The sequence below is a fragment of the Pseudomonas lurida genome (assembly GCF_002563895.1).
Taxonomy (GTDB): Bacteria; Pseudomonadota; Gammaproteobacteria; order Pseudomonadales; family Pseudomonadaceae; genus Aquipseudomonas; species Aquipseudomonas lurida.
Genome location: NZ_PDJB01000001.1, coordinates 3,704,300 through 3,722,220, shown reverse-complemented (window position 1 = coordinate 3,722,220; position 17,921 = coordinate 3,704,300). Strand labels below are relative to the sequence as shown.

Genomic DNA, 17,921 nt, shown 5'->3' with positions numbered 1-17,921 from the left:
AGTCGGTCATAAGCAGTTCGTTGGCCTGGGCAGGCCCGCCAGCTTGGCGGCGAGTTTGGCGGGAGTGCCGTTGAACAATTTGTTGAGGTGCAGGCTGTTGCCCTTTTCCGGACCCAGCTTCAAGGCGGTGTACTTGATCAATGGGCGTGTAGCGGGGGACAGCTGGAATTCGGCATAGAACTGGCGCAGCAGGGTGAGGATTTCCCAGTGGTCCGCGGTCAACGCCAGGGGCTCGGCGGCGGCCAGGGCGTTGGCCACCTCATCGGACCATTCATTGAGGTCTACGAGGTAGCCGTCTTTGTCCAGTTCCAGGGTGCGTGCGCCTACGGTCAGGGTGTTCATAGCCAGCTGTTGACCTTGTCGTAGTCAATCGACAATTGCACAAAACCTGGGTAATCGACGCTGTCGGCCCAGTCTGGAAGCGGCAAGTTGCGCGCCTGCATGTCTTCGGCCAGCACAAAGACCTTCACGCCCTTGGTGTGCAGGGCCGGGTTGTGCAGCCCGTAGGCGCCATCGCCACAGAGCAGGATGGCATCTTCGGCGCCGCAGATACGCAGGCAGCTGTCGAGGCGGCTGTCGGTAAACGGGGAGTGAGATATCACATGGAGAGTCGACATCAGAGGGTAATCACCTGGTCGTAACGGTCAATCAGCGCGCAGATCGCGGCACTGTCCAGCGGCTGCGCACTCGCAGGCGTCGTGAGGCCGCGCTCGGCCAGGCTGTGGCGGCAGGCGAACACATCATCGATACCGAACAGGCCCAGCGCCTGCAGGTTGGCGCTCAGGTCCTTTTGCTGCACGGCCTTGGCGTCCTGGTGCGGCGCCAGCTGGAACACGCCGTCATCGAGGAACAGCAAGCCGATCGGCAGATCGAACGCGCCGCCGGCCAGCACGATGTCCAGCGCTTCGCGCGCGCTCGGGCCAGACCAAGGTGCCTGGCGGCTAATAACCAATAGGGACTTGGACATATCACGGCCCTCCAAAACAAATCAGGCGGTCGGCGGCCTGGGCGGCATCGTGCAATTGCCCCAGGCCCGACAGCTCCCACGGCGCCTCGAGGTTGACCGCGCTGCGTTGATAGCGCGTGGCTTCATCCTGGTTGAGCACACCCCGGCGCAACGCGGCGGCGATGCATACCACGCTATCGAGCTGGTGCGCGCTGACAAACTCACGCCATTGGCGGGCGATGTCCTGCTCATCCTGAGGCGCAACGATGGCATTGGAGGCGCTGTAGACGCCGTCCTGATAGAAAAACAGCCGCACAATCTCATGCCCGCCGGCCAGTGCCGCCTGGGCGAACAGCAGGGCACGGCGCGAGGAGGGCGCGTGGGCGGCGCAAAACAGTGCAATCGCGAACTTCATGGAACACTCTGCAAGCAAACGTGGGGCAATGATAAAGCCGCCGCCACGAAAAAGCCCGCCGTGATCAAAACAGTCACTGTCGGTGACCGTTCCGGCGATTGCCGGTTGGCGCAAGGCTGCCTAGTCTGTGGGCATCGAAAACGGAAACGGAGTGCTCATGTCAGGTCCCTTGGCGTCCCTCAAAGTGCTGGATTTCTCTACCTTGCTGCCTGGCCCTTTCGCCTCGTTGATGCTGGCGGACATGGGCGCCGAGGTATTGCGCATCGAATCGCCCACGCGCATGGACCTGTTGCGCGTACTGCCACCTCTCGACCAGGGCACGTCGGCCAGCCACGCCTACCTCAACCGCAACAAGCGCAGCCTGGCGCTGGACCTCAAGCAGGCCGAGGCGCTGGAGATCGTGCGGGCGCTGGTGAAGGAGTACGACATAGTGCTCGAACAGTTCCGGCCCGGGGTCATGGAGCGCCTGGGCCTGGGGTATGAGGCATTGAAGGCGATCAACCCCCGGCTGATTTATGTGTCGATCACCGGTTACGGCCAGACCGGGCCCTACAAGGATCGCGCCGGGCACGACATCAATTACCTGGCCCTGGCCGGGGTGGCCAGTTACACCGGGCGCCAGGGCAGCGGCCCGCTGCCCCTCGGCGTGCAGCTGGCGGACGTGGGCGGGGGCTCGCTGCATGCGGTGGTGGGGCTGCTCGCGGCGGTTGTCGCCCGGCAGCACAGCGGGGTTGGCCAATACCTGGACGTGAGCATGACCGATTGCTCGTTCAGCCTGAACGCCATGGCCGGCGCGGGGTACCTGGCATGCGGGGTAGAGCCGGAGTGGGAGAACCATGTGCTCAATGGTGGCAGTTTCTACGACTATTACCGCTCGCGGGACGGGCGCTGGCTGTCAGTCGGCAGCCTGGAGCCTGGGTTCATGCAGTCACTTTGCACAGCGTTGGGGCGCCCGGAACTGGCAGCGCAGGGCTTGTCGCCCAATCCGGACCAGCAAAAAGCCCTGAAGCAGGCGCTGCAAGTCGAATTTGAGAAGCGCAGCTTCGATGAGCTGTGTGCATTGTTCGCCGAGGTGGATGCCTGTGTGGAACCGGTATTGAGCCTCAGCGAAGCAGTCGAGCATCCGCAGTTGAAGGCGCGGGAACTGGTCAGCCAGGTGCCGAGGGGGGATGGTTCGACCCAGGCGCAACTGGCTTGCCCACTGAAGTTCTCCGACGGGTTGCCGGCGCCCAGGCACATCGGTGTGGCGGTGGGGGCACACACCGATGAGGTGTTGGTGGCGTTGGGGTTCAGCTCTCAGCACATCGCGGATTTGCGCAAGGCCAAGATAGTTGGGTAGGGGCTGGGCGGCCTTATCGCAGGCAAGCCAGCGCCCACAGGTTGACCGCGCCGCGGCCCTTACTCCACGCGGGTTTCCCCAGTGAATACCAACGTCTGCCGACACCGCCGACACAAATAGCGCCGTCCCTGAGCCACCATGCCATGGCGCTGTGGCGAGAACGGAAAGTCGCTGTCGGCACATGGGCAGCGGTAGATGTAGCGGGTCACCTGGCGGCGCTTGACCTCATAGGTGTGGCAACGGTCTGGCGGCAGTTCGTAGACCCCGCGCATGATCAATTGCCATTCCTCGCCATGGGGCTGGATGCGTTCGCCAAACAATTGGTGGGCAATCAAATGCGCCACTTCATGGGCCACGGTCTGTTTCAGGAAGTGTTGGCTGTTTTCACGGTACAACTGTGGGTTAAAGCGCAGCAGGTTCTCGTGCAAATGCGCGACACCGGCCTTCTGGCCCCGCAGCTTGAGGCTGACCTGGGGGCGTTTGAAGCTTCGTTTGAAAAAGGATTCGGCTTGCAGGAAACAATCTTCGACGCGGGTATTGAGTTGCTCGGGCATGCTGTACATATCTCCAGAGACGTCCAGTATGCCGCAAAGCTGCGTGTTTCCGAATCTGTCAGGCGCCGAATGGTCATGCATAACGCACAAAGCCACCTTGCGGTGGCCTTGCCTACGGTTTTAAACGGTCAGTTAGTGTAGATCGGGCCAACGCCCAGGCCCCAGACGATTACGGTAAACGCCATGATCGCCACCAGTACCACCAGGCCCACGGCCAGTACCGAGCTGGAAAACAGGAAGCCCTCATCCGGGTCGATACTCATGAACGTGGGCAGCCCCACATACAGCAGGTAAACCGTGTAGCAGATCGCCGCCGTGCCCACGACCATGCCCAGCCACATATGTGGGTAGAGCGCAGCCAGCCCGCCGATGAACAGCGGTGTGGCGGTGTAGGTGGCAAACGCCACGCAGCGCGCCATGCTGGGGTTGGCATCGTAGGTGCGCGCCATCCAGTGAATGAACGCGCCCATCACCGCCACGCCGCCGAGCATGGCGGCGTAGGACATGAGGGTCATCCACAGTGCGCTTTCCTGGGTCAGCATCACCGGCGCGCGGTTGCCGATGACCCAGCCGACCTGGGTAGTACCGATAAAGGCGGATACGGCGGGGATCGCCGCGAGAATCAAGGTATGGGTGAGGTACATGTGGCCGATGCTTTCTTCTTTATCGCCACGAATTTCCCGCCATTCCTGGTCGGGATGGGTAAAAAGCCCCACGACGTGATGGATCATGCCATTCACTCCTGTCGTTATTGCCATCGCCCCCCATCGGAGCGCCCACGGGCCAAATGGCCTCAAAGGTCCTGGATAGCTGTGCGACCTCTAGTCGCAGTATAGGAAGGGATGACCTGAATAACTGTAGGGCCTTTAGAGCAAATTGCGCTGTAAACGTTGGCCCTAATCGCGGCGGGGTCTGTAAAGGGTAATGCGCTCGGGTGTGGGAGCGGGCGTGCTCGCCCCCACATTGGAACTCGGTCGCTCATGACGCTAAAATACCCGGCTTTTCGTCACACACCTCTAGCGGATCCAAGCGCCATGGGCACTCTTACGGTTAACCAGAACAAACTGCAAAAACGCCTGCGTCGCCTGGCCGGTGAAGCGGTCGCCGATTTCAACATGATCGAGGACGGCGACAAGGTCATGGTCTGCCTCTCTGGCGGTAAAGACAGCTACACCATGCTCGACGTGCTGCTGCACCTGCAAAAGGTCGCGCCGATCAAGTTCGAGATCGTGGCCGTCAACATGGACCAGAAACAACCGGGTTTCCCCGAGCACGTGCTGCCGGCCTACCTCAAAGAGCTGGGCGTCGAGTACCACATCGTCGAAAAAGACACTTATTCGGTGGTCAAGGAACTGATCCCGGAGGGCAAGACCACCTGCTCGCTGTGCTCGCGACTGCGCCGTGGCACGTTGTACACCTTTGCCGATGAGATCGGCGCGACCAAGATGGCCCTCGGTCATCACCGCGACGACATCGTCGAGACCTTTTTCCTCAATATGTTCTTCAACGGCTCGCTCAAGGCCATGCCGCCCAAGCTGCGTGCCGATGACGGGCGCAACGTGGTGATTCGCCCCTTGGCGTATTGCAACGAGAAGGACATCCAGGCCTACTCCGACTTCAAGCAGTTCCCGATCATCCCGTGCAACCTGTGCGGCTCCCAGGAAAACCTGCAGCGCCAGGTGGTCAAGGAGATGCTGGTGGACTGGGAGCGCAAGACCCCCGGCCGTACCGAAAGCATCTTCCGCAGCCTGCAAAACGTGATCCCCTCGCAGCTGGCTGACCGCAACCTGTTCGACTTCACCAGCCTCAAGATTGACGAGACCGCCGCCTCGCGCTTCGTCAATGTTGTGAACCTCTGAGCCTATTCATCGCTCTGACACACGGCGCTCGCGGGCGCCGTTTTCAATTCAACTGCCAGGAGAGGGCATGCGCGATTACAAGTGGCTGCACGAATATTGTCTGAACCGCTTCGGTTCGGCGGCCAAGCTGGAAGCCCATCTACCGGTTCCCAAGACCCCGGCGCAGTTGCGCAAGATCAGCGATGATCGCTACCTGTCGACCCTGGCGCTGCGCGTGTTTCGTGCGGGCTTGAAGCACAGTGTGGTGGACGCCAAGTGGCCGGCGTTCGAGCAGGTTTTTTTTGGCTTCGACCCGGAAAAGGTCGTGCTGATGGGGGCTGAGCACCTGGAGCGGCTGATGCAGGACACGCGGATCATCCGCCACCTGGGCAAGCTCAAGAGCGTGCCGCGCAATGCGCAGATGATCCTCGACATCGAGCAGGAAAAAGGCAGTTTCGGCGCGTTTGTCGCCGATTGGCCGGTGACCGATATCGTCGGGCTGTGGAAGTACCTGAGCAAGCACGGCCATCAACTCGGCGGGTTGTCCGCGCCGCGCTTCTTGCGCATGGTCGGCAAGGATACGTTTGTGCCGAGCGATGACGTGGTGGCCGCGCTGAACGCACAGAAGATCGTCGACAAGGCACCGACCAGCCTTCGCGACCTGGCGACGGTGCAGGGCGCGTTCAACCAATGGCATGCCGAGAGTGGCCGGCCGATGTGCCAGTTGTCGATGATGCTGGCGTATACGGTGAATCATTGAGACCGCGTTGATGGTTTCGCGGGCAAGCCCGCTCCCACAGGGGAATGCAGTCCAAATGTGGGAGCGGGCTTACCCGCGAGGACTAACAGGCGCCCACTCGCTATCAGGCGGCAGCCAGCCGCCGATTCAGCTGATGCCGCCAACGCACATACAACAATGCCGTGCAAAACACCGCGAGGCTCGCGAGCATTTCCAGCACCCCGAACCACTGCCGGTTCGGGTCATACGCCGCCAGCGCGCCCTTGATGAAGTACAGGTTCACCACAAAGCACATCCACGAATGCCCGCGCGCGCTGCCTAGCAGCATGCCCGGCGCCAGCACCAGCAGTGGCACCAGTTCGATCAGCAGGATCACCCATGGCCGTGCGCCGTGCAGGTCGGCGACGAACAGGTAGTACACGCACAGCAAACCCACCAGGGCAAAAAACGCCAGCAGGCTCAGTGCACGTGCCACCTTGACCCGCGGCTCCAGCCACGCCTGGGGCGGCAGGACCTTAGGTTTTCTGGCCACGGCCGTTCTCCAGCAGCGTGGCGGTGTTGGCCAGGCGCAGGCCGAGGGCGCGACACAGGGCAGTTTCGTGTTGATCAAGCAAGCGCTTGCCGTCAGGCCCGGCATGGTGGCTGGGGCCATACGGCGTGCCGCCGCCCTGGGTATCGAGCAACGCCTGTTCGCTGTAGGGCAGGCCGGTGATGAGCATGCCGTGGTGCAGCAGCGGCAGCAGCATCGACATCAGCGTGGTCTCCTGGCCGCCGTGCAGGCTGGCGGTGGAGGTGAAGACGCCGGCCGGCTTGCCGACGAGGGCGCCGGTGAGCCACAGGTTGCTGGTGCCGTCGAGGAAGTACTTGAGCGGCGCGGCCATGTTGCCGAAGCGTGTCGGGCTGCCCAGGGCCAGGCCTGAGCAGTTTTTCAGGTCATCGAGGCTGGCGTACAGCGCGCCTTCCTCCGGAATGCTCGGCGCCACGGCTTCGCACTCGGTGGAGATCGCCGGCACGGTGCGCAACCGGGCTTCCATCCCGCCTTGCTCGATGCCTCGGGCAATCTGCCGAGCCATCTCGCTGACCGAGCCGTTACGGCTGTAGTACAACACCAGTACATACGGCGACGTCACGGCAGGATCTCCACTATGTTTTCCGGCGGACGGCCAATGATGGCTTTGTCTGCGGTTTCCAGGATCGGGCGCTCCATCAGCTTCGGGTGCGCAGCGATGGCAGCGATCAACTGGGCTTCGCTGAGGCTGGCATCGGCCAGATTGAGCGCCTTGTATTCGTCTTCACCGCTGCGCAACAGTTGGCGGGCACTGATGCCCAGCTTGCCCAGCAACGCCTTCAATTGCGCGGCGTCGAGCGGGGTTTCCAGGTAGCGCACTACGGTAGGCGCAAGGCCGCGGGCTTCCAGCAGTTCCAGCGCACCGCGGGATTTCGAGCAGCGCGGGTTGTGATAAAGCGTCAGATCGGTCATGTGCGGGTCGCATCTTGCGTAAGGTGGCGGTTATTCTACCTGCGCAGCGACCTGTCCTTAAACCGTAAGAGGCGATAGGTCGCAGCCAACGTTCATTTTTGCGAAGGATTACCCCATGACAAGGCGACTGATCGGTGCAGTGGCGATCATCACAACCCTGCTGCTCAGCGGCTGCGGTAACGATTACGGCGTTGACCAATATGGCCAGAAAGTGGCGGCCGAACGCTTGGACAAGCAGTGGCTGGTGGTCAATTACTGGGCTGAATGGTGTGGCCCGTGCCGCACGGAAATTCCTGAGCTCAATGCCTTGGCCGAGCAGTTGAAGGCGCAGAACGTCGGCGTGTTCGGGGTCAATTTCGACAATGTGCAAGGTGAGGAACTGAAGGCCGCCAGTGAGAAGCTGGGGATCAAGTTCACCGTCTTGGCGCAGAACCCGGAAGAGATCTTCGATATTCCGCGCAGCGAAGCGTTGCCGGTGACCTACATCATCGATGACAAGGGCAAGGTGCGCGAACAGTTGCTGGGTGAGCAGACCGCCGAAGGCGTGTTGGCGAAGCTCAAGGCCCTGCGCGGCTAAAGCAACCGCTCAAAACAACGGTGGGAGCAAGCTTGCTCCCACCGTTGGATCGCGAGAGGCTAGGGTTAGCCTTCTTCCAGCCACAAACGAATCGGCTTGCCCTCGGCCGGCCAGAACCGCGTCTGTTCGATTGGCGAGATGTCCCAGCGCTGCACGCCTTGCAGGGCCTGGAAGAAGCGATGTTCCTGCTCCATCAGTGCCTCGGCGCACAGCTTGCGGGTGCTGCCAATCTTGCCGAAGCTGAGCGTGTCGCCGTCGACGGTGTACGGCGCAAACCAATGGTTGCAACCGCCATTGCCGTAGGCGCGGCCATCGGCACCGAGGGTCACGGTGAGGTGGGCGTAATCCATCAGCGGCCGTTCGCCAATCCATTCCACCACGTAGCTGTGATCCTGCTTGAGCTTGACCGAATTGTCGGCGCAGCCCGTCACGGCCGCACCGATGGCGGCGAGCAGAAGCAGGCCTCTCATTGCGCGGCCTTCTGGCATTTCGGGCAGCGATGCTTGTCGCCCTCGCTGGCCCAGCCCAGCTCGGCGATTCGCGCGTTGGCCGCGGGTTGCAGCGGCGCTTTGGTCAGCTTGGTTTCCACCGCGAATTCAAACCCCAGCACGCTGTCGCAGCTGTCGCAATTGACCTTCCAGGTGTGAATCTCCAACTCGCCGAATTTCGGCCCCTGGGCCATGGCGACCCACTGGCCTGCCGGACGGATGGAGTAGCGCGCGTCACCTTCGACGGTGAGGCGCATCGACAGGGTTTTACTGCCGCGCAGGGTGACGATCAGCACGTCGCCATGCTTGATCGAACCACCGTTGCCAGTGACCTGGTAACGGCCCGGCACCAGGGCGCGGCATTCGATCAGGGTGTGTTGCGGGCTCAGCAAACTGAAGCGGAAATCGTGTTCGGCCATGGATCCTCCAAATAGGCGCGGCATCCTATCACGGGTGCTGGCTCATCATGAGCCTGGTATGTGACCGCTGATCATCCTTCGACAAGGTTCTGCGCCCGGCCTTCGGCCCAGGCGGCAATGTTGGCCAGGGTGGTGCCAGCGATGGCCGCCAGTGCTTCGCGCGTCAGGAACGCCTGGTGGGCGGTGATGATCACATTGGGGAAGGTCAGCAGGCGCGCGAGGACGTCATCCTGCAGGGGCAAGTCGGAGCGGTCCTCGAAAAACAGCTGCGCTTCTTCCTCATACACATCCAGCCCCAGGTAGCCGAGCTGGCCGTCCTTGAGTGCCTCTATCAGCGCCGGAGTGTCGACCAGCCCCCCACGGCCCGTGTTGATCAGCATCGCCCCGGGCTGCATCTGCGCCAGGGAGTGGGCGTTGATCAAATGCTTGCTGTCGGCGGTCAGCGGGCAGTGCAGGCTGATGATCTGCGCCTGGGCCAGCAATTCGGGCAGGCTCACGTAATGCGCGCCCAATGCCTGCACCTGCGGGTTGGGGAAGGGATCGTAAGCGAGCAACTGGCAACCGAAGCCGGCCATGATCTTGGCGAACGTGGCGCCGATTTGTCCGGTACCGACCACGCCGACGGTCTTGCCTACCAAGTCGAAACCGGTGAGGCCATGCAGGCTGAAATCGCCGTCACGGGTGCGGTTGTAGGCGCGGTGCAGGCGACGGTTGAGGGCGAGAATCAGCGCCACCGCATGTTCGGCCACCGCGTGGGGCGAATAGGCCGGCACGCGCACAATGGTCAAGCCCAGGCGCTTGGCGGCGACCAGGTCGACGTGGTTGTAGCCCGCCGAGCGCAGGGCGATCAGCCGCGTACCGCCCTTGGCCAACTGTTCCAGCACCGGGGCACTGAGGTCGTCGTTGATGAAGGCACAGACCACCTCGTGATGTTCCGCCAAGGCGACGGTGTCGAGGTTGAGGCGGGCGGGCTGGAATTGCAGCGCCAGGCCCGGCGGTAGCGGCTCGCCGAGAAAGCTGTCGCGGTCGTAGGCCTGGCTGCTGAAAAGAATGACGCGCATTGAAAGGCTCCCTGCAATTACTCATGAAGGAACAGGCGCTTGTGATGAGCGGGCGTGCTTGGCGCGCGATGCGGTGACCTGACACGCCGGCGCGCCGCAGGAGCCTGTTCCTGTGCAAAATTAGGCGTTGACCCGCGCTTCACTGGCGAGTCGGGCAATGGCCATGTCCAGTTCGTCCAGCGCCTGCACGGCCTTGGCGTCGTCCTGCTTGAGCAGGGTTTCGGCGCGGTGGCAGGCGGCCCGCAATTGCGGCACGCCGCAGTAACGGGTCGCACCATGCAGGCGGTGCACGCGCTCGATCAGGGCGTTGTTGTCTTTGGCATCACGGGCGAGGGTGATGGCCAGGCGATCGGCCTCCAGGGAAGCCAGTAGCATCGCTAGCATATCCGCTGCCAGGTCTGCCTTGCCGGCCGCCAGGCGCAGCCCCTCCTCGTGGTCGAGCACCGGAAGCTGCACGCCGGGGCCGAGGCCGTCGGTGGCGCGTTCCGGGCCTTGGTTGCGCAGGGCCAGGCCGGTCCACTTCAGCACCACTTGGGCCAGTTGCCGTTCGCTGATGGGTTTGGTCAGGTAGTCGTCCATGCCGCTTTGCAGCAAGGCGCGTTTTTCGTTCGCCATGGCGTGGGCGGTGAGGGCGACGACCGGCAGTGGCGTACCGCTGCGTTCGCTCTCCCACTGGCGGATCGCCTCGGTGCTCTGGCGGCCGTCCATGCCGGGCATCTGCACGTCCATCAGCACCAGGTCGAAAGTGTCCTGTTTTACCGCGTCGACGGCCGCATAACCGCTTTCCACGGCGCGCACCCGTGCGCCCATGTCTTCCAGCAGGGTTTGTACCAGCAGCAGGTTTGCCGGGTTGTCGTCCACGCACAGCACGCGCGGTGCCCGGCTGGACAATGGCTCGCCCGGTTCGCTGCGCGACGGGCGCGGGCTGATCAGGTCGGACAGCGCCCGGCGCAGTTTGCGCGTACACGCCGGCTTGGCCTGCAACTGGCTGTTGGGGTTGGGGACCGACTGGTTGAACAGCATCTGTTCGGTGGTGGGGCATAGCACCAGCACCTTGCAGCCCAAGTGCTCAAGGTCCCACAGGTGCTGGTTGAGGCGCTCGGGCGGGATGTCATTGGCGGTCACGCCGAGGACCGCGAGGTCTATGGCCTGATCGGTCTGGTGGGCACTGGTGATGCCATTGGTCAAGCTTTCCAGGCTGGTGAACGGCGTGACTTCCAGGCCGCAGTCTTCCAGTTGATGTTGCAACGCCTGGCGGGCCAGCTCGTGGTTTTCCAGCACGGCCACGCGATGGCCCAACAGGGGCGCGGAGGGCAGGTCTTCGACATCGTCACGGGTCTTGGGCAGGTTCAGGCTGATCCAGAACTCCGAGCCTTCGCCCGGCGTACTTTCGACACCGATTTCACCGCCCATCTGCTCGATCAAACGCTTGGAGATCACCAGGCCCAACCCTGTGCCCCCGGGTTGGCGCGACAGTGAGTTGTCGGCCTGGCTGAAGGCCTGGAACAGGGCGCGCACATCCTGGCTGGACAGGCCGATGCCGGTGTCCTGCACGCTGATGCGCAATTGCACGCTGTCTTCCTGCTCGTCCTCGATCATTGCCCGGGCCACGATGGTGCCTTCGCGGGTGAACTTGATCGCGTTGCTGATCAGGTTGGTGAGGATCTGCTTGAGGCGCAGCGGGTCACCCACCAGTGCCAGCGGCGTGTCACGGTAGACCAGGCTTACCAGTTCCAACTGCTTGGCATGCGCGGCAGGAGCGAGGATGGTCAGGGTGTCTTGCAGCAAGTCCCGCAGGTTGAACGGGATGCTGTCGAGCACCAACTTGCCGGCTTCGATTTTCGAGAAGTCGAGGATCTCGTTGATGATGCCCAGCAGGTTGTCGGCGGATTTTTCGATGGTGCCCAGGTAGTCGAGTTGACGCGGGGTCAGCTCGCTCTTTTGCAGCAAATGGGTAAAGCCGAGGATACCGTTGAGTGGCGTGCGGATTTCGTGGCTCATGTTGGCCAGGAATTCGGACTTGATGCGGCTGGCCTCCAGGGCCTCCTTGCGCGCCAGGTCCAGCTCGATGTTCTGGATCTCGATGGTTTCCAGGTTCTGGCGCACGTCTTCGGTGGCCTGGTCGATGCTGTGCTGCAGTTCTTCCTAGGCGTTCTGCAAGGTCTCGGCCATGCGGTTGATGCCAGAGGCGAGCTGGTCCAGTTCCTGGCTGCCCAGGGGCGGAAGGCGGGTTTCCAGATTGCCGTCCTTGAGTTGGGCCACGGCTTGCTTGATCTGGCCGATCGGCGAATTGATCGTGCGGCTGATGCGTAACGCCAGGGCCGCGGTGCAGATCAGGCCGATGGCAATCAGCAAGAGGCTGGCGAACAGGCTGCGGTAGCCGCGCAGCAACATGCCGTTGTGGGACAGTTCCACCTCGACCCAGCCCAGCAAGCGGTCGGCTTCATCCGGGATCAGGTCGCCGGCGAGGTTGCGATGGCGGCCAAACACGGGCAGCAGGTAACGGGTGGCGTCGTTGCCGGTGCGCTGCAGCAGGTGCGAGCTGTTGCCGATGGGCGGCTGGTTGAGCATGGTCGGGCCGGCGTGGGCGAGGGATGCACGGTCCGGGCTGAGGAACGACACGGCGCGAACGTCCGGCTGTTCCAGGGACTGGGTGGCAATGCGCTCCAGCAGGTCGGTGTTGCGCGCGCTCAGGGCGGGAGCCACCAGCGGTGCCAACTGTTCGGCGATCATCTCACCACGTTGCAGCAATTGGGACTGCAGTTCGGAGAGCTGCATCCAGGTGAAGTAGCCGCCCAGCAACGAGGCCATCAGGCTGGTCGGTAATAAGGTCAGCAACAGTACGCGGCCTTTTATCCCCATTCTTGTCAGCACGCCACTCTCCTGCTACCACATTGATATCTACGGAATTGCTCGGGCATCCGGCCCGCGCACCTGCGCAGTGTAGCCATTTGCGCGGCATGGAATCTTGCAAATTAATGACACACGGCAATCTTCGCGCCCTTTGGCGCCCGGTGGCGATTGCCTGCGGCGGGGTAATCTTGAATAATCAGCCATTGAGAATGACTTGCAGATACTAATGAATCCCGCAGCAATCGGCCTACCCAGTATCCTGACCATCGAAGATGACCCCGTGCTGGGCGCCTATGTCCATGAGCACCTGGGCCGCTGTGGTTTCCATGTCACCTGGTGCCAGAACGGCCAGCAAGGCCTGCAGATGGCGCGCGACCAAGCGTTCGACGTGGTGCTGATGGATATTTTGCTGCCGGGGATGGATGGCCTGTCGATCCTCACTCATCTGCGCCAGAGCCATTCGATCCCGGTGATCCTGATGTCCGCGCTCGGCGCCGAGGCCGATCGCATCAGTGGTTTTCGCCTGGGCGCCGATGACTACCTGCCCAAACCGTTCAGCATGATCGAATTGCGTGTGCGCATTGAAGCCATCCTGCGCCGGGTGGCCCTCGACCGGCGCCCGGTGCCGACCCTGGCACCGGTGCGCGACGACGCCCGCACCCTGCGCTTCGACGATGAACTGTGCGATGTTTTCCACCTGGGGCACTGGGCCGGCCTGACCCGCAGCGAATACCGCCTGTTGGAAACCCTGCATCGCAACAGCGAAGAAGTCCTCAGCAAAGCCTTTCTTTACCAGCATGTGTTGCAACGCGGTTATGCCCCCCATGACCGCAGCCTCGACATGCACATCAGCCAGATCCGCCGCAAGCTCAAGGCCATCGGCTACACCGAGCGCGAAGTCCGCACAGTGTGGGGCAAAGGCTATGTGCTGAGCGGTCTCGATGACAGCCTTTGAGCGCCCCCTGAAACGGCTGCCGGGCAAGCACTCGTTATTCTGGAAGCTGGCATGCCTGCTGATCGCCTTCTGTCTGCTGATGATCTGGCTCAGTTGGTCGTGGGGCCGGTACATGGAGCAGCAGAACGCCTACTTGTCCGACGAGGCGCGTAACACCTTGAGGGGGTACGCGGTTGGCGCCGAACAGGCCTGGAACCGCGGCGGTAGCGCAGGCGTCGAGGCGTGGTTGGAGGCGATGGGCAAGCGTGAAACCACCTGGATAGGCGTGATCGGCAACGACCTGCAGTCGTTGAGCAGCTACCCGCTGACCGACAAGGAAAGCCAGCGCCTGACCTTTCTGCGTGGCCTGGACTGGCCGGTGAGCCGGCATGTCAAAGGCCTGCCGTGGCTGAAGATCCCGTTTCCTGCTGACCCCGATGCGGGTTCGCTGGTGATCGAGTTGCCGCAGCGCTTCATGCCGGGACGCTATCAACTGTTCTGGCGGGTGGTGACCAATGGGGTGATCCCCGGCCTGTTTACCCTGCTGCTGTGCATCGGCTTGTATCGATTGCTGATCATGCCCCTCAATCAATTGCGCGAGCAGGCCAACGCCTGGCGCGCCGACCAGTTGAATACACGGATGTCCCACGACGCCACCAGTCGCCAGGATGAACTGGGCGAGCTGGGCCGGGCGTTCGACCATATGTCTGAGCGTCTGCAGGGCACCGTGGTATTGCAGCAGCAACTGCTGCGGGACATGTCCCATGAACTGCGCACACCCCTTAGCCGCTTGCGAGTGGCCTGTGACAGCGAGCAAGACCTGGCGCAGTTGCGCGAGCGGCTGGGCCGTGAGATCGACGCCATGCAGCGCCTGGTGGAGGACAGCCTGCAACTGGCCTGGCTGGACACTGAGCGGGCGCCGTTGCCCCAGGAAAACATCCAGCTGCAGGCGTTATGGGACATGCTGCGCGAAAACGCATGCTTCGAAAGCGATTGGCCGTTCTCGCGCTTGCCCTGCCTGCTGGGCGCAGAGTGCTGGGTGCGCGGCAACCTGAATGCGTTGGCCCAGGCCCTGGAAAACATCCTGCGCAACGCCATCCGCCATTCGCCGGCGGGCGGCGTGGTCAGCCTGGATGGGCGTCGCGAGGGGGACTATTGGCATGTGTGGCTGGAGGACCAGGGCGGTGGGATCGATGAGGGCGACCTGGAGCGGATCTTCGCGCCCTTCACCCGCCTGGACGGTTCACGCCCCGGCGATGGCGGCTTCGGCCTGGGCCTGAGCATCGCCCGCAATGCGGTGCAACGCCAGGACGGCAGCCTGTGGGCGGAAAATACCGGGCAAGGTTTGCGCGTGCACCTGCGCTTGCGGGCCTGCTAAGCGCGCCGCTGTTTGCGTTTTTTCCACTGGTGGGCCACCCACCAGCGCCAATAGCCCATGGTCAGGCAGTAGGCGAGTGCGCCCAGCACCAGCCCCAACACCACCGACCCCAGCAGGAATGGCTGCCATACCGTGCTGAGTTGGCCGCTGATCCATTCCCAGGTCAGGTCATCGGGCAGGCTGCGAGGTGGCACATTCATCAGCCAGGCGCCGGTCATGTAGGTACAGATGAAGACCACCGGCATGGTAATCGGGTTGGTCAGCCACACCAGGCTGACCGCGATGGGCATGTTGCCGCGCACTGTGATCGCCAGGACCGCCGCCAGCAGCATCTGCAACGGAATCGGAATAAAAGCCGCGAACAACCCCACGGCCATGGCGCGTGCGACCGAGTGCCGGTTGAGGTGCCAGAGGTTCGGGTCATGCAGCAACGTACCGAGAAACTGTAATGACTTGTGTTCCCGGATACTGCTGGGGTCGGGCATGTACCGTTTGAATAGGCGCCGGGGCATAAGGGGTCCAGGTCAGTTCGAGGGGCAAGTATGCCCGCATTCTATAAACAGAAAATTCAGACTTTGTGACAAAACATCATAGGCACTGCTGGGCAGCCGGCTAAGACTGAGTGGATCACTTGAAAAGGATGATTCATGAGGACAGGGATGGTCGCGCTGGCGCTGGGGTTGCTGACCCTGCGCTTTTTACCGGCATTGCCGGCTACCGGCTGGCTGATCGCCTTATTGGTGCTGGCATTGATGCTGTTGCCGTTTCGCACTTACCCGTTGGCGTTTTTCCTGCTGGGGCTGAGTTGGGCCTGCATCAGCGCGCAGTGGGCGTTGGATGATCGCCTGAGGCCGGCACTGGATGGCCAGACACGTTGGGTGGAAGGGCGGGTCACCGGGCTGCCGCAACAGACGGGTGAGGGCGTGCGTTTTGTCCTGACCGACAGCCGGTCGCGTAATGCCCGGTTGCCCAAACGCATCCGGGTGTCCTGGCGAGGCGGGCCACCGGTCCGCAGTGGTGAGCGCTGGCGCCTGGCAATCACCCTCAAGCAACCGGCCGGGCTGTTGAATTTTCACGGATTTGACCAGGAAGCCTGGCTGCTGGCCCAGCGCATCGGCGCCACCGGCTCGGTGAAGGACGGCGAGCGCCTGGCACCGGCCCACAACGCCTGGCGCGACAGTGTGCGCCAGCGCCTGATGGCGGTGGATGCCCAGGGCCGGGAAGCCGGCCTGATTGCCCTGGTGCTGGGGGATGGCTCCGGGTTGGCCGCTGCCGATTGGCAGGTGTTGCAGGACACGGGCACCGTGCATCTGCTGGTCATCTCCGGCCAGCACATCGGTTTGTTGGCGGGCTTGATCTATGGGTTGATCGCCGGGCTGGCACGCTACGGCTGCTGGCCCCGAACCTGGCCGTGGCTGCCATGGGCGTGTGGCCTGGCATTCAGCGCCGCGCTGGGCTACGGCTTGCTGGCAGGGTTTGGCGTGCCGGTGCAGCGTGCCTGCGTGATGGTCGGCCTGGTGTTGTTGTGGCGGTTGCGCTTCCGGCATCTGGGGCTCTGGTGGCCGCTGCTGCTGGCACTCAATGGGGTGCTGGTCCTGGAACCCTTGGCCAGCCTGCAGCCGGGCTTCTGGCTGTCATTTGCGGCGGTAGCGGTATTGATCCTAGCGTTCGGTGGACGACTGGGGCCATGGAGCCTGTGGCAGGCGTGGACCCGGCCGCAGTGGTTGATTGCCATTGGGTTGTTTCCAGTGTTGCTGGTGCTGGGGCTGCCTATCAGCCTGAGCGCGCCGTTCGCTAACCTTGTGGCGGTGCCGTGGATCAGCCTGGTGGTGTTGCCACTGGCGTTGCTGGGGACGGCGTTGCTGCCGTTGCCGTTTGTGGGGGAAGGATTGCTCTGGCTGGCGGGCGGTGCGCTGGAGGGTTTGTTCGAGGGCTTGGCGTGGCTGGCCGCGCAGGTGCCGGCCTGGATCCCGGCCGAAGTGCCGATGGGCTATTGGTTGGTGAGCCTGTTCGGTGCCGTGTTGCTCCTGCTGCCCAAGGGCGTGCCGTTTCGCGTGCTGGGCTGGCCGATGCTGATGCTGGCCGTGTTTGCGCCACGCGAACTGGTTCCCCATGGCCAGGTAGACGTGGTGCAATTGGATGTAGGGCAGGGGCAGGCGTTGATCTTGCGTACCCGTCACCATGCCTTGCTGTATGACGCCGGCCCGCGCTCCGGAACCTTTGACCTGGGCGCTCGCGTGGTGCTGCCGTCGCTGCGAAAACTTGGGGTAGGGGCCTTGGACCTGATGCTGCTCAGCCATGCCGACGCCGATCATGCCGGCGGCGCGACGGCGATAGCCAAGGGCCTGCCGATCAAACGCGTGGTGGGCGGGGAAACCGAGGGTCTGCCGGCGCTGCTCGGCACCCAGCCGTGTATCAGTGGCGAGCGCTGGACCTGGGACGGTGTCACGTTCGAACTCTGGCAATGGCCTGGTGCTATCACCGGTAACCCGAAGTCCTGCGTGTTGCAGGTGCAGGCCAATGGCGAGCGCTTGTTGCTGACCGGTGACATTGACCGCGCCGCCGAAGAGGCCATGCTCGGTTCACCGCTGGCGGTGCCCACTCATTGGTTGCAGGCGCCACACCATGGCAGTCGCAGTTCTTCATCCTGGGCGTTCCTGGAGCGCCTTGCCCCGCAGTCCGTGCTTATTTCACGGGGGCGGGGCAATGCGTTCGGCCATCCCCATCCGCAGGTGATGGCGCGTTACCAGCGGTTGGGCAGCCAGGTGTATGACAGTGCCGAGCACGGGGCCGTGCGCCTGCAACTCGGGGCTTTCGCGCCGCCAGTTGTTGCGCGCAGTCAACGCAGGTTCTGGCGCGAGCGGTTACCGTAGGGGCGAGTGGTCATGGCCGATGGAGGC

General features: G+C 63.0%; 20 protein-coding genes and 1 pseudogene. 7 read left to right on the top strand and 14 right to left on the bottom strand.

Translation table 11 applies throughout. From position 1 onward, the window contains the following. Positions 1–6: 6 nt before the first annotated feature. The 4 genes from ATH90_RS16770 to tusD are packed head-to-tail and all read right to left on the bottom strand — an operon-like array spanning position 7 to position 1,361. The gene (locus ATH90_RS16770; RefSeq protein ID WP_034106809.1) at positions 7–342 is read right to left on the bottom strand and encodes a TusE/DsrC/DsvC family sulfur relay protein; all 336 of its coding nucleotides are present in this window, start codon (positions 340–342) and stop codon (positions 7–9) included. Next, positions 339–617 (bottom strand): sulfurtransferase complex subunit TusB, encoded by a 279-nt coding sequence (gene tusB, locus ATH90_RS16765; protein ID WP_034106807.1) that lies wholly within the window; start codon positions 615–617, stop codon positions 339–341. Before tusB ends, ATH90_RS16770 begins: the two co-directional genes overlap by 4 nt. Then, on the bottom strand, positions 617–967 hold the full coding sequence (tusC, locus tag ATH90_RS16760) for a sulfurtransferase complex subunit TusC (RefSeq protein ID WP_034106805.1): 351 nt from the start codon (positions 965–967) through the stop codon (positions 617–619). Before tusC ends, tusB begins: the two co-directional genes overlap by 1 nt. A 1-nt stretch (position 968) precedes the next feature. Further along, positions 969–1,361 carry a sulfurtransferase complex subunit TusD gene (tusD, locus tag ATH90_RS16755; protein ID WP_034106802.1) on the bottom strand — a complete coding sequence of 131 codons (393 nt, stop codon included), beginning with the start codon at positions 1,359–1,361 and terminating at the stop codon, positions 969–971. Between the two features lie 157 nt (positions 1,362–1,518). On the opposite strand from tusD, the gene ATH90_RS16750 reads away from it, so the two are divergent. Further along, positions 1,519–2,700: a CaiB/BaiF CoA transferase family protein gene (locus tag ATH90_RS16750; protein WP_098466833.1), complete on the top strand. Its 1,182-nt coding sequence runs from the start codon at positions 1,519–1,521 to the stop codon at positions 2,698–2,700. Between the two features lie 59 nt (positions 2,701–2,759). Here ATH90_RS16750 and ATH90_RS16745 read toward each other — a convergent pair whose 3' ends face one another. Further along, positions 2,760–3,254 (bottom strand): SprT family zinc-dependent metalloprotease, encoded by a 495-nt coding sequence (locus ATH90_RS16745; protein WP_034106983.1) that lies wholly within the window; start codon positions 3,252–3,254, stop codon positions 2,760–2,762. Between the two features lie 128 nt (positions 3,255–3,382). After that, complete coding sequence (locus ATH90_RS16740) at positions 3,383–3,985, bottom strand: Yip1 family protein (RefSeq protein ID WP_012724924.1); 603 nt, start codon at positions 3,983–3,985, stop codon at positions 3,383–3,385. A gap of 303 nt (positions 3,986–4,288) precedes the next feature. On the opposite strand from ATH90_RS16740, the gene ttcA reads away from it, so the two are divergent. After that, the gene (ttcA, locus tag ATH90_RS16735) at positions 4,289–5,113 is read left to right on the top strand and encodes a tRNA 2-thiocytidine(32) synthetase TtcA (protein WP_014718888.1); all 825 of its coding nucleotides are present in this window, start codon (positions 4,289–4,291) and stop codon (positions 5,111–5,113) included. Between the two features lie 67 nt (positions 5,114–5,180). Continuing rightward, the gene (locus ATH90_RS16730) at positions 5,181–5,852 is read left to right on the top strand and encodes a DNA-3-methyladenine glycosylase I (RefSeq protein WP_034106798.1); all 672 of its coding nucleotides are present in this window, start codon (positions 5,181–5,183) and stop codon (positions 5,850–5,852) included. A gap of 103 nt (positions 5,853–5,955) precedes the next feature. Here the strand turns inward: ATH90_RS16730 and ATH90_RS16725 are convergent, their stop codons facing one another. Genes ATH90_RS16725 through arsC form a run of 3 tightly spaced genes read right to left on the bottom strand, consistent with a single transcriptional unit; the run spans position 5,956 to position 7,311 of the window. Further along, positions 5,956–6,363, bottom strand: a complete 408-nt coding sequence (locus ATH90_RS16725) for a DUF2069 domain-containing protein (RefSeq protein ID WP_098466832.1) — start codon at positions 6,361–6,363, stop codon at positions 5,956–5,958. Then, positions 6,347–6,961: an NAD(P)H:quinone oxidoreductase gene (gene wrbA, locus ATH90_RS16720; protein ID WP_034106795.1), complete on the bottom strand. Its 615-nt coding sequence runs from the start codon at positions 6,959–6,961 to the stop codon at positions 6,347–6,349. Before wrbA ends, ATH90_RS16725 begins: the two co-directional genes overlap by 17 nt. Further along, on the bottom strand, positions 6,958–7,311 hold the full coding sequence (gene arsC / locus ATH90_RS16715; protein WP_034106794.1) for an arsenate reductase (glutaredoxin): 354 nt from the start codon (positions 7,309–7,311) through the stop codon (positions 6,958–6,960). The genes wrbA and arsC overlap by 4 nt, the downstream gene beginning before the upstream one ends. 115 nt (positions 7,312–7,426) lie before the next feature. On the opposite strand from arsC, the gene ATH90_RS16710 reads away from it, so the two are divergent. Continuing rightward, positions 7,427–7,888 carry a TlpA disulfide reductase family protein gene (locus ATH90_RS16710; RefSeq protein ID WP_034106792.1) on the top strand — a complete coding sequence of 154 codons (462 nt, stop codon included), beginning with the start codon at positions 7,427–7,429 and terminating at the stop codon, positions 7,886–7,888. A 65-nt stretch (positions 7,889–7,953) separates the two neighbouring features. Here the strand turns inward: ATH90_RS16710 and ATH90_RS16705 are convergent, their stop codons facing one another. The 4 genes and pseudogenes from ATH90_RS16705 to ATH90_RS16690 all read right to left on the bottom strand — a co-directional run bounded on the left by ATH90_RS16705 (position 7,954) and on the right by ATH90_RS16690 (position 12,730). Continuing rightward, positions 7,954–8,358, bottom strand: coding sequence for an META domain-containing protein (locus tag ATH90_RS16705; protein ID WP_034106790.1), 405 nt, complete (start codon positions 8,356–8,358; stop codon positions 7,954–7,956). Next, positions 8,355–8,795: a hypothetical protein gene (locus tag ATH90_RS16700; RefSeq protein WP_098466831.1), complete on the bottom strand. Its 441-nt coding sequence runs from the start codon at positions 8,793–8,795 to the stop codon at positions 8,355–8,357. The genes ATH90_RS16705 and ATH90_RS16700 overlap by 4 nt, the downstream gene beginning before the upstream one ends. A gap of 71 nt (positions 8,796–8,866) precedes the next feature. Beyond that, positions 8,867–9,856: a 2-hydroxyacid dehydrogenase gene (locus ATH90_RS16695; RefSeq protein WP_098466830.1), complete on the bottom strand. Its 990-nt coding sequence runs from the start codon at positions 9,854–9,856 to the stop codon at positions 8,867–8,869. Between the two features lie 120 nt (positions 9,857–9,976). Continuing rightward, positions 9,977–12,730: pseudogene (locus ATH90_RS16690) on the bottom strand (response regulator). Between the two features lie 205 nt (positions 12,731–12,935). On the opposite strand from ATH90_RS16690, the gene ATH90_RS16685 reads away from it, so the two are divergent. Both ATH90_RS16685 and ATH90_RS16680 read left to right on the top strand, forming a co-directional pair. After that, positions 12,936–13,664, top strand: a complete 729-nt coding sequence (locus ATH90_RS16685) for a response regulator transcription factor (protein ID WP_034106783.1) — start codon at positions 12,936–12,938, stop codon at positions 13,662–13,664. Further along, positions 13,651–15,021, top strand: a complete 1,371-nt coding sequence (locus ATH90_RS16680; protein ID WP_098466829.1) for a sensor histidine kinase — start codon at positions 13,651–13,653, stop codon at positions 15,019–15,021. The genes ATH90_RS16685 and ATH90_RS16680 overlap by 14 nt, the downstream gene beginning before the upstream one ends. On the opposite strand, the gene ATH90_RS16675 is transcribed toward ATH90_RS16680, so the two are convergent. Further along, entirely contained in the window at positions 15,018–15,533 is a 516-nt protein-coding gene (locus tag ATH90_RS16675; RefSeq protein ID WP_034106781.1) for a DUF2062 domain-containing protein, read from the bottom strand. The genes ATH90_RS16680 and ATH90_RS16675 overlap by 4 nt on opposite strands. A gap of 135 nt (positions 15,534–15,668) precedes the next feature. Here ATH90_RS16675 and ATH90_RS16670 point away from each other — a divergent pair, with 135 nt between their 5' ends. Continuing rightward, positions 15,669–17,894 carry a DNA internalization-related competence protein ComEC/Rec2 gene (locus ATH90_RS16670; protein ID WP_098466828.1) on the top strand — a complete coding sequence of 742 codons (2,226 nt, stop codon included), beginning with the start codon at positions 15,669–15,671 and terminating at the stop codon, positions 17,892–17,894. Positions 17,895–17,921 lie beyond the last annotated feature (27 nt).

Coding starts and splice junctions, on each gene's coding strand:
- ATH90_RS16770 (WP_034106809.1), bottom strand. CDS start 342: ATGAACACCCTGACCGTAGGCGCACGCACCCTGGAACTGGACAAAGAC.
- tusB (WP_034106807.1), bottom strand. CDS start 617: ATGTCGACTCTCCATGTGATATCTCACTCCCCGTTTACCGACAGCCGC.
- tusC (WP_034106805.1), bottom strand. CDS start 967: ATGTCCAAGTCCCTATTGGTTATTAGCCGCCAGGCACCTTGGTCTGGC.
- tusD (WP_034106802.1), bottom strand. CDS start 1,361: ATGAAGTTCGCGATTGCACTGTTTTGCGCCGCCCACGCGCCCTCCTCG.
- ATH90_RS16750 (WP_098466833.1), top strand. CDS start 1,519: ATGTCAGGTCCCTTGGCGTCCCTCAAAGTGCTGGATTTCTCTACCTTG.
- ATH90_RS16745 (WP_034106983.1), bottom strand. CDS start 3,254: ATGCCCGAGCAACTCAATACCCGCGTCGAAGATTGTTTCCTGCAAGCC.
- ATH90_RS16740 (WP_012724924.1), bottom strand. CDS start 3,985: ATGATCCATCACGTCGTGGGGCTTTTTACCCATCCCGACCAGGAATGG.
- ttcA (WP_014718888.1), top strand. CDS start 4,289: ATGGGCACTCTTACGGTTAACCAGAACAAACTGCAAAAACGCCTGCGT.
- ATH90_RS16730 (WP_034106798.1), top strand. CDS start 5,181: ATGCGCGATTACAAGTGGCTGCACGAATATTGTCTGAACCGCTTCGGT.
- arsC (WP_034106794.1), bottom strand. CDS start 7,311: ATGACCGATCTGACGCTTTATCACAACCCGCGCTGCTCGAAATCCCGC.
- ATH90_RS16710 (WP_034106792.1), top strand. CDS start 7,427: ATGACAAGGCGACTGATCGGTGCAGTGGCGATCATCACAACCCTGCTG.
- ATH90_RS16705 (WP_034106790.1), bottom strand. CDS start 8,358: ATGAGAGGCCTGCTTCTGCTCGCCGCCATCGGTGCGGCCGTGACGGGC.
- ATH90_RS16700 (WP_098466831.1), bottom strand. CDS start 8,795: ATGGCCGAACACGATTTCCGCTTCAGTTTGCTGAGCCCGCAACACACC.
- ATH90_RS16695 (WP_098466830.1), bottom strand. CDS start 9,856: ATGCGCGTCATTCTTTTCAGCAGCCAGGCCTACGACCGCGACAGCTTT.
- ATH90_RS16685 (WP_034106783.1), top strand. CDS start 12,936: ATGAATCCCGCAGCAATCGGCCTACCCAGTATCCTGACCATCGAAGAT.
- ATH90_RS16680 (WP_098466829.1), top strand. CDS start 13,651: ATGACAGCCTTTGAGCGCCCCCTGAAACGGCTGCCGGGCAAGCACTCG.
- ATH90_RS16675 (WP_034106781.1), bottom strand. CDS start 15,533: ATGCCCCGGCGCCTATTCAAACGGTACATGCCCGACCCCAGCAGTATC.
- ATH90_RS16670 (WP_098466828.1), top strand. CDS start 15,669: ATGAGGACAGGGATGGTCGCGCTGGCGCTGGGGTTGCTGACCCTGCGC.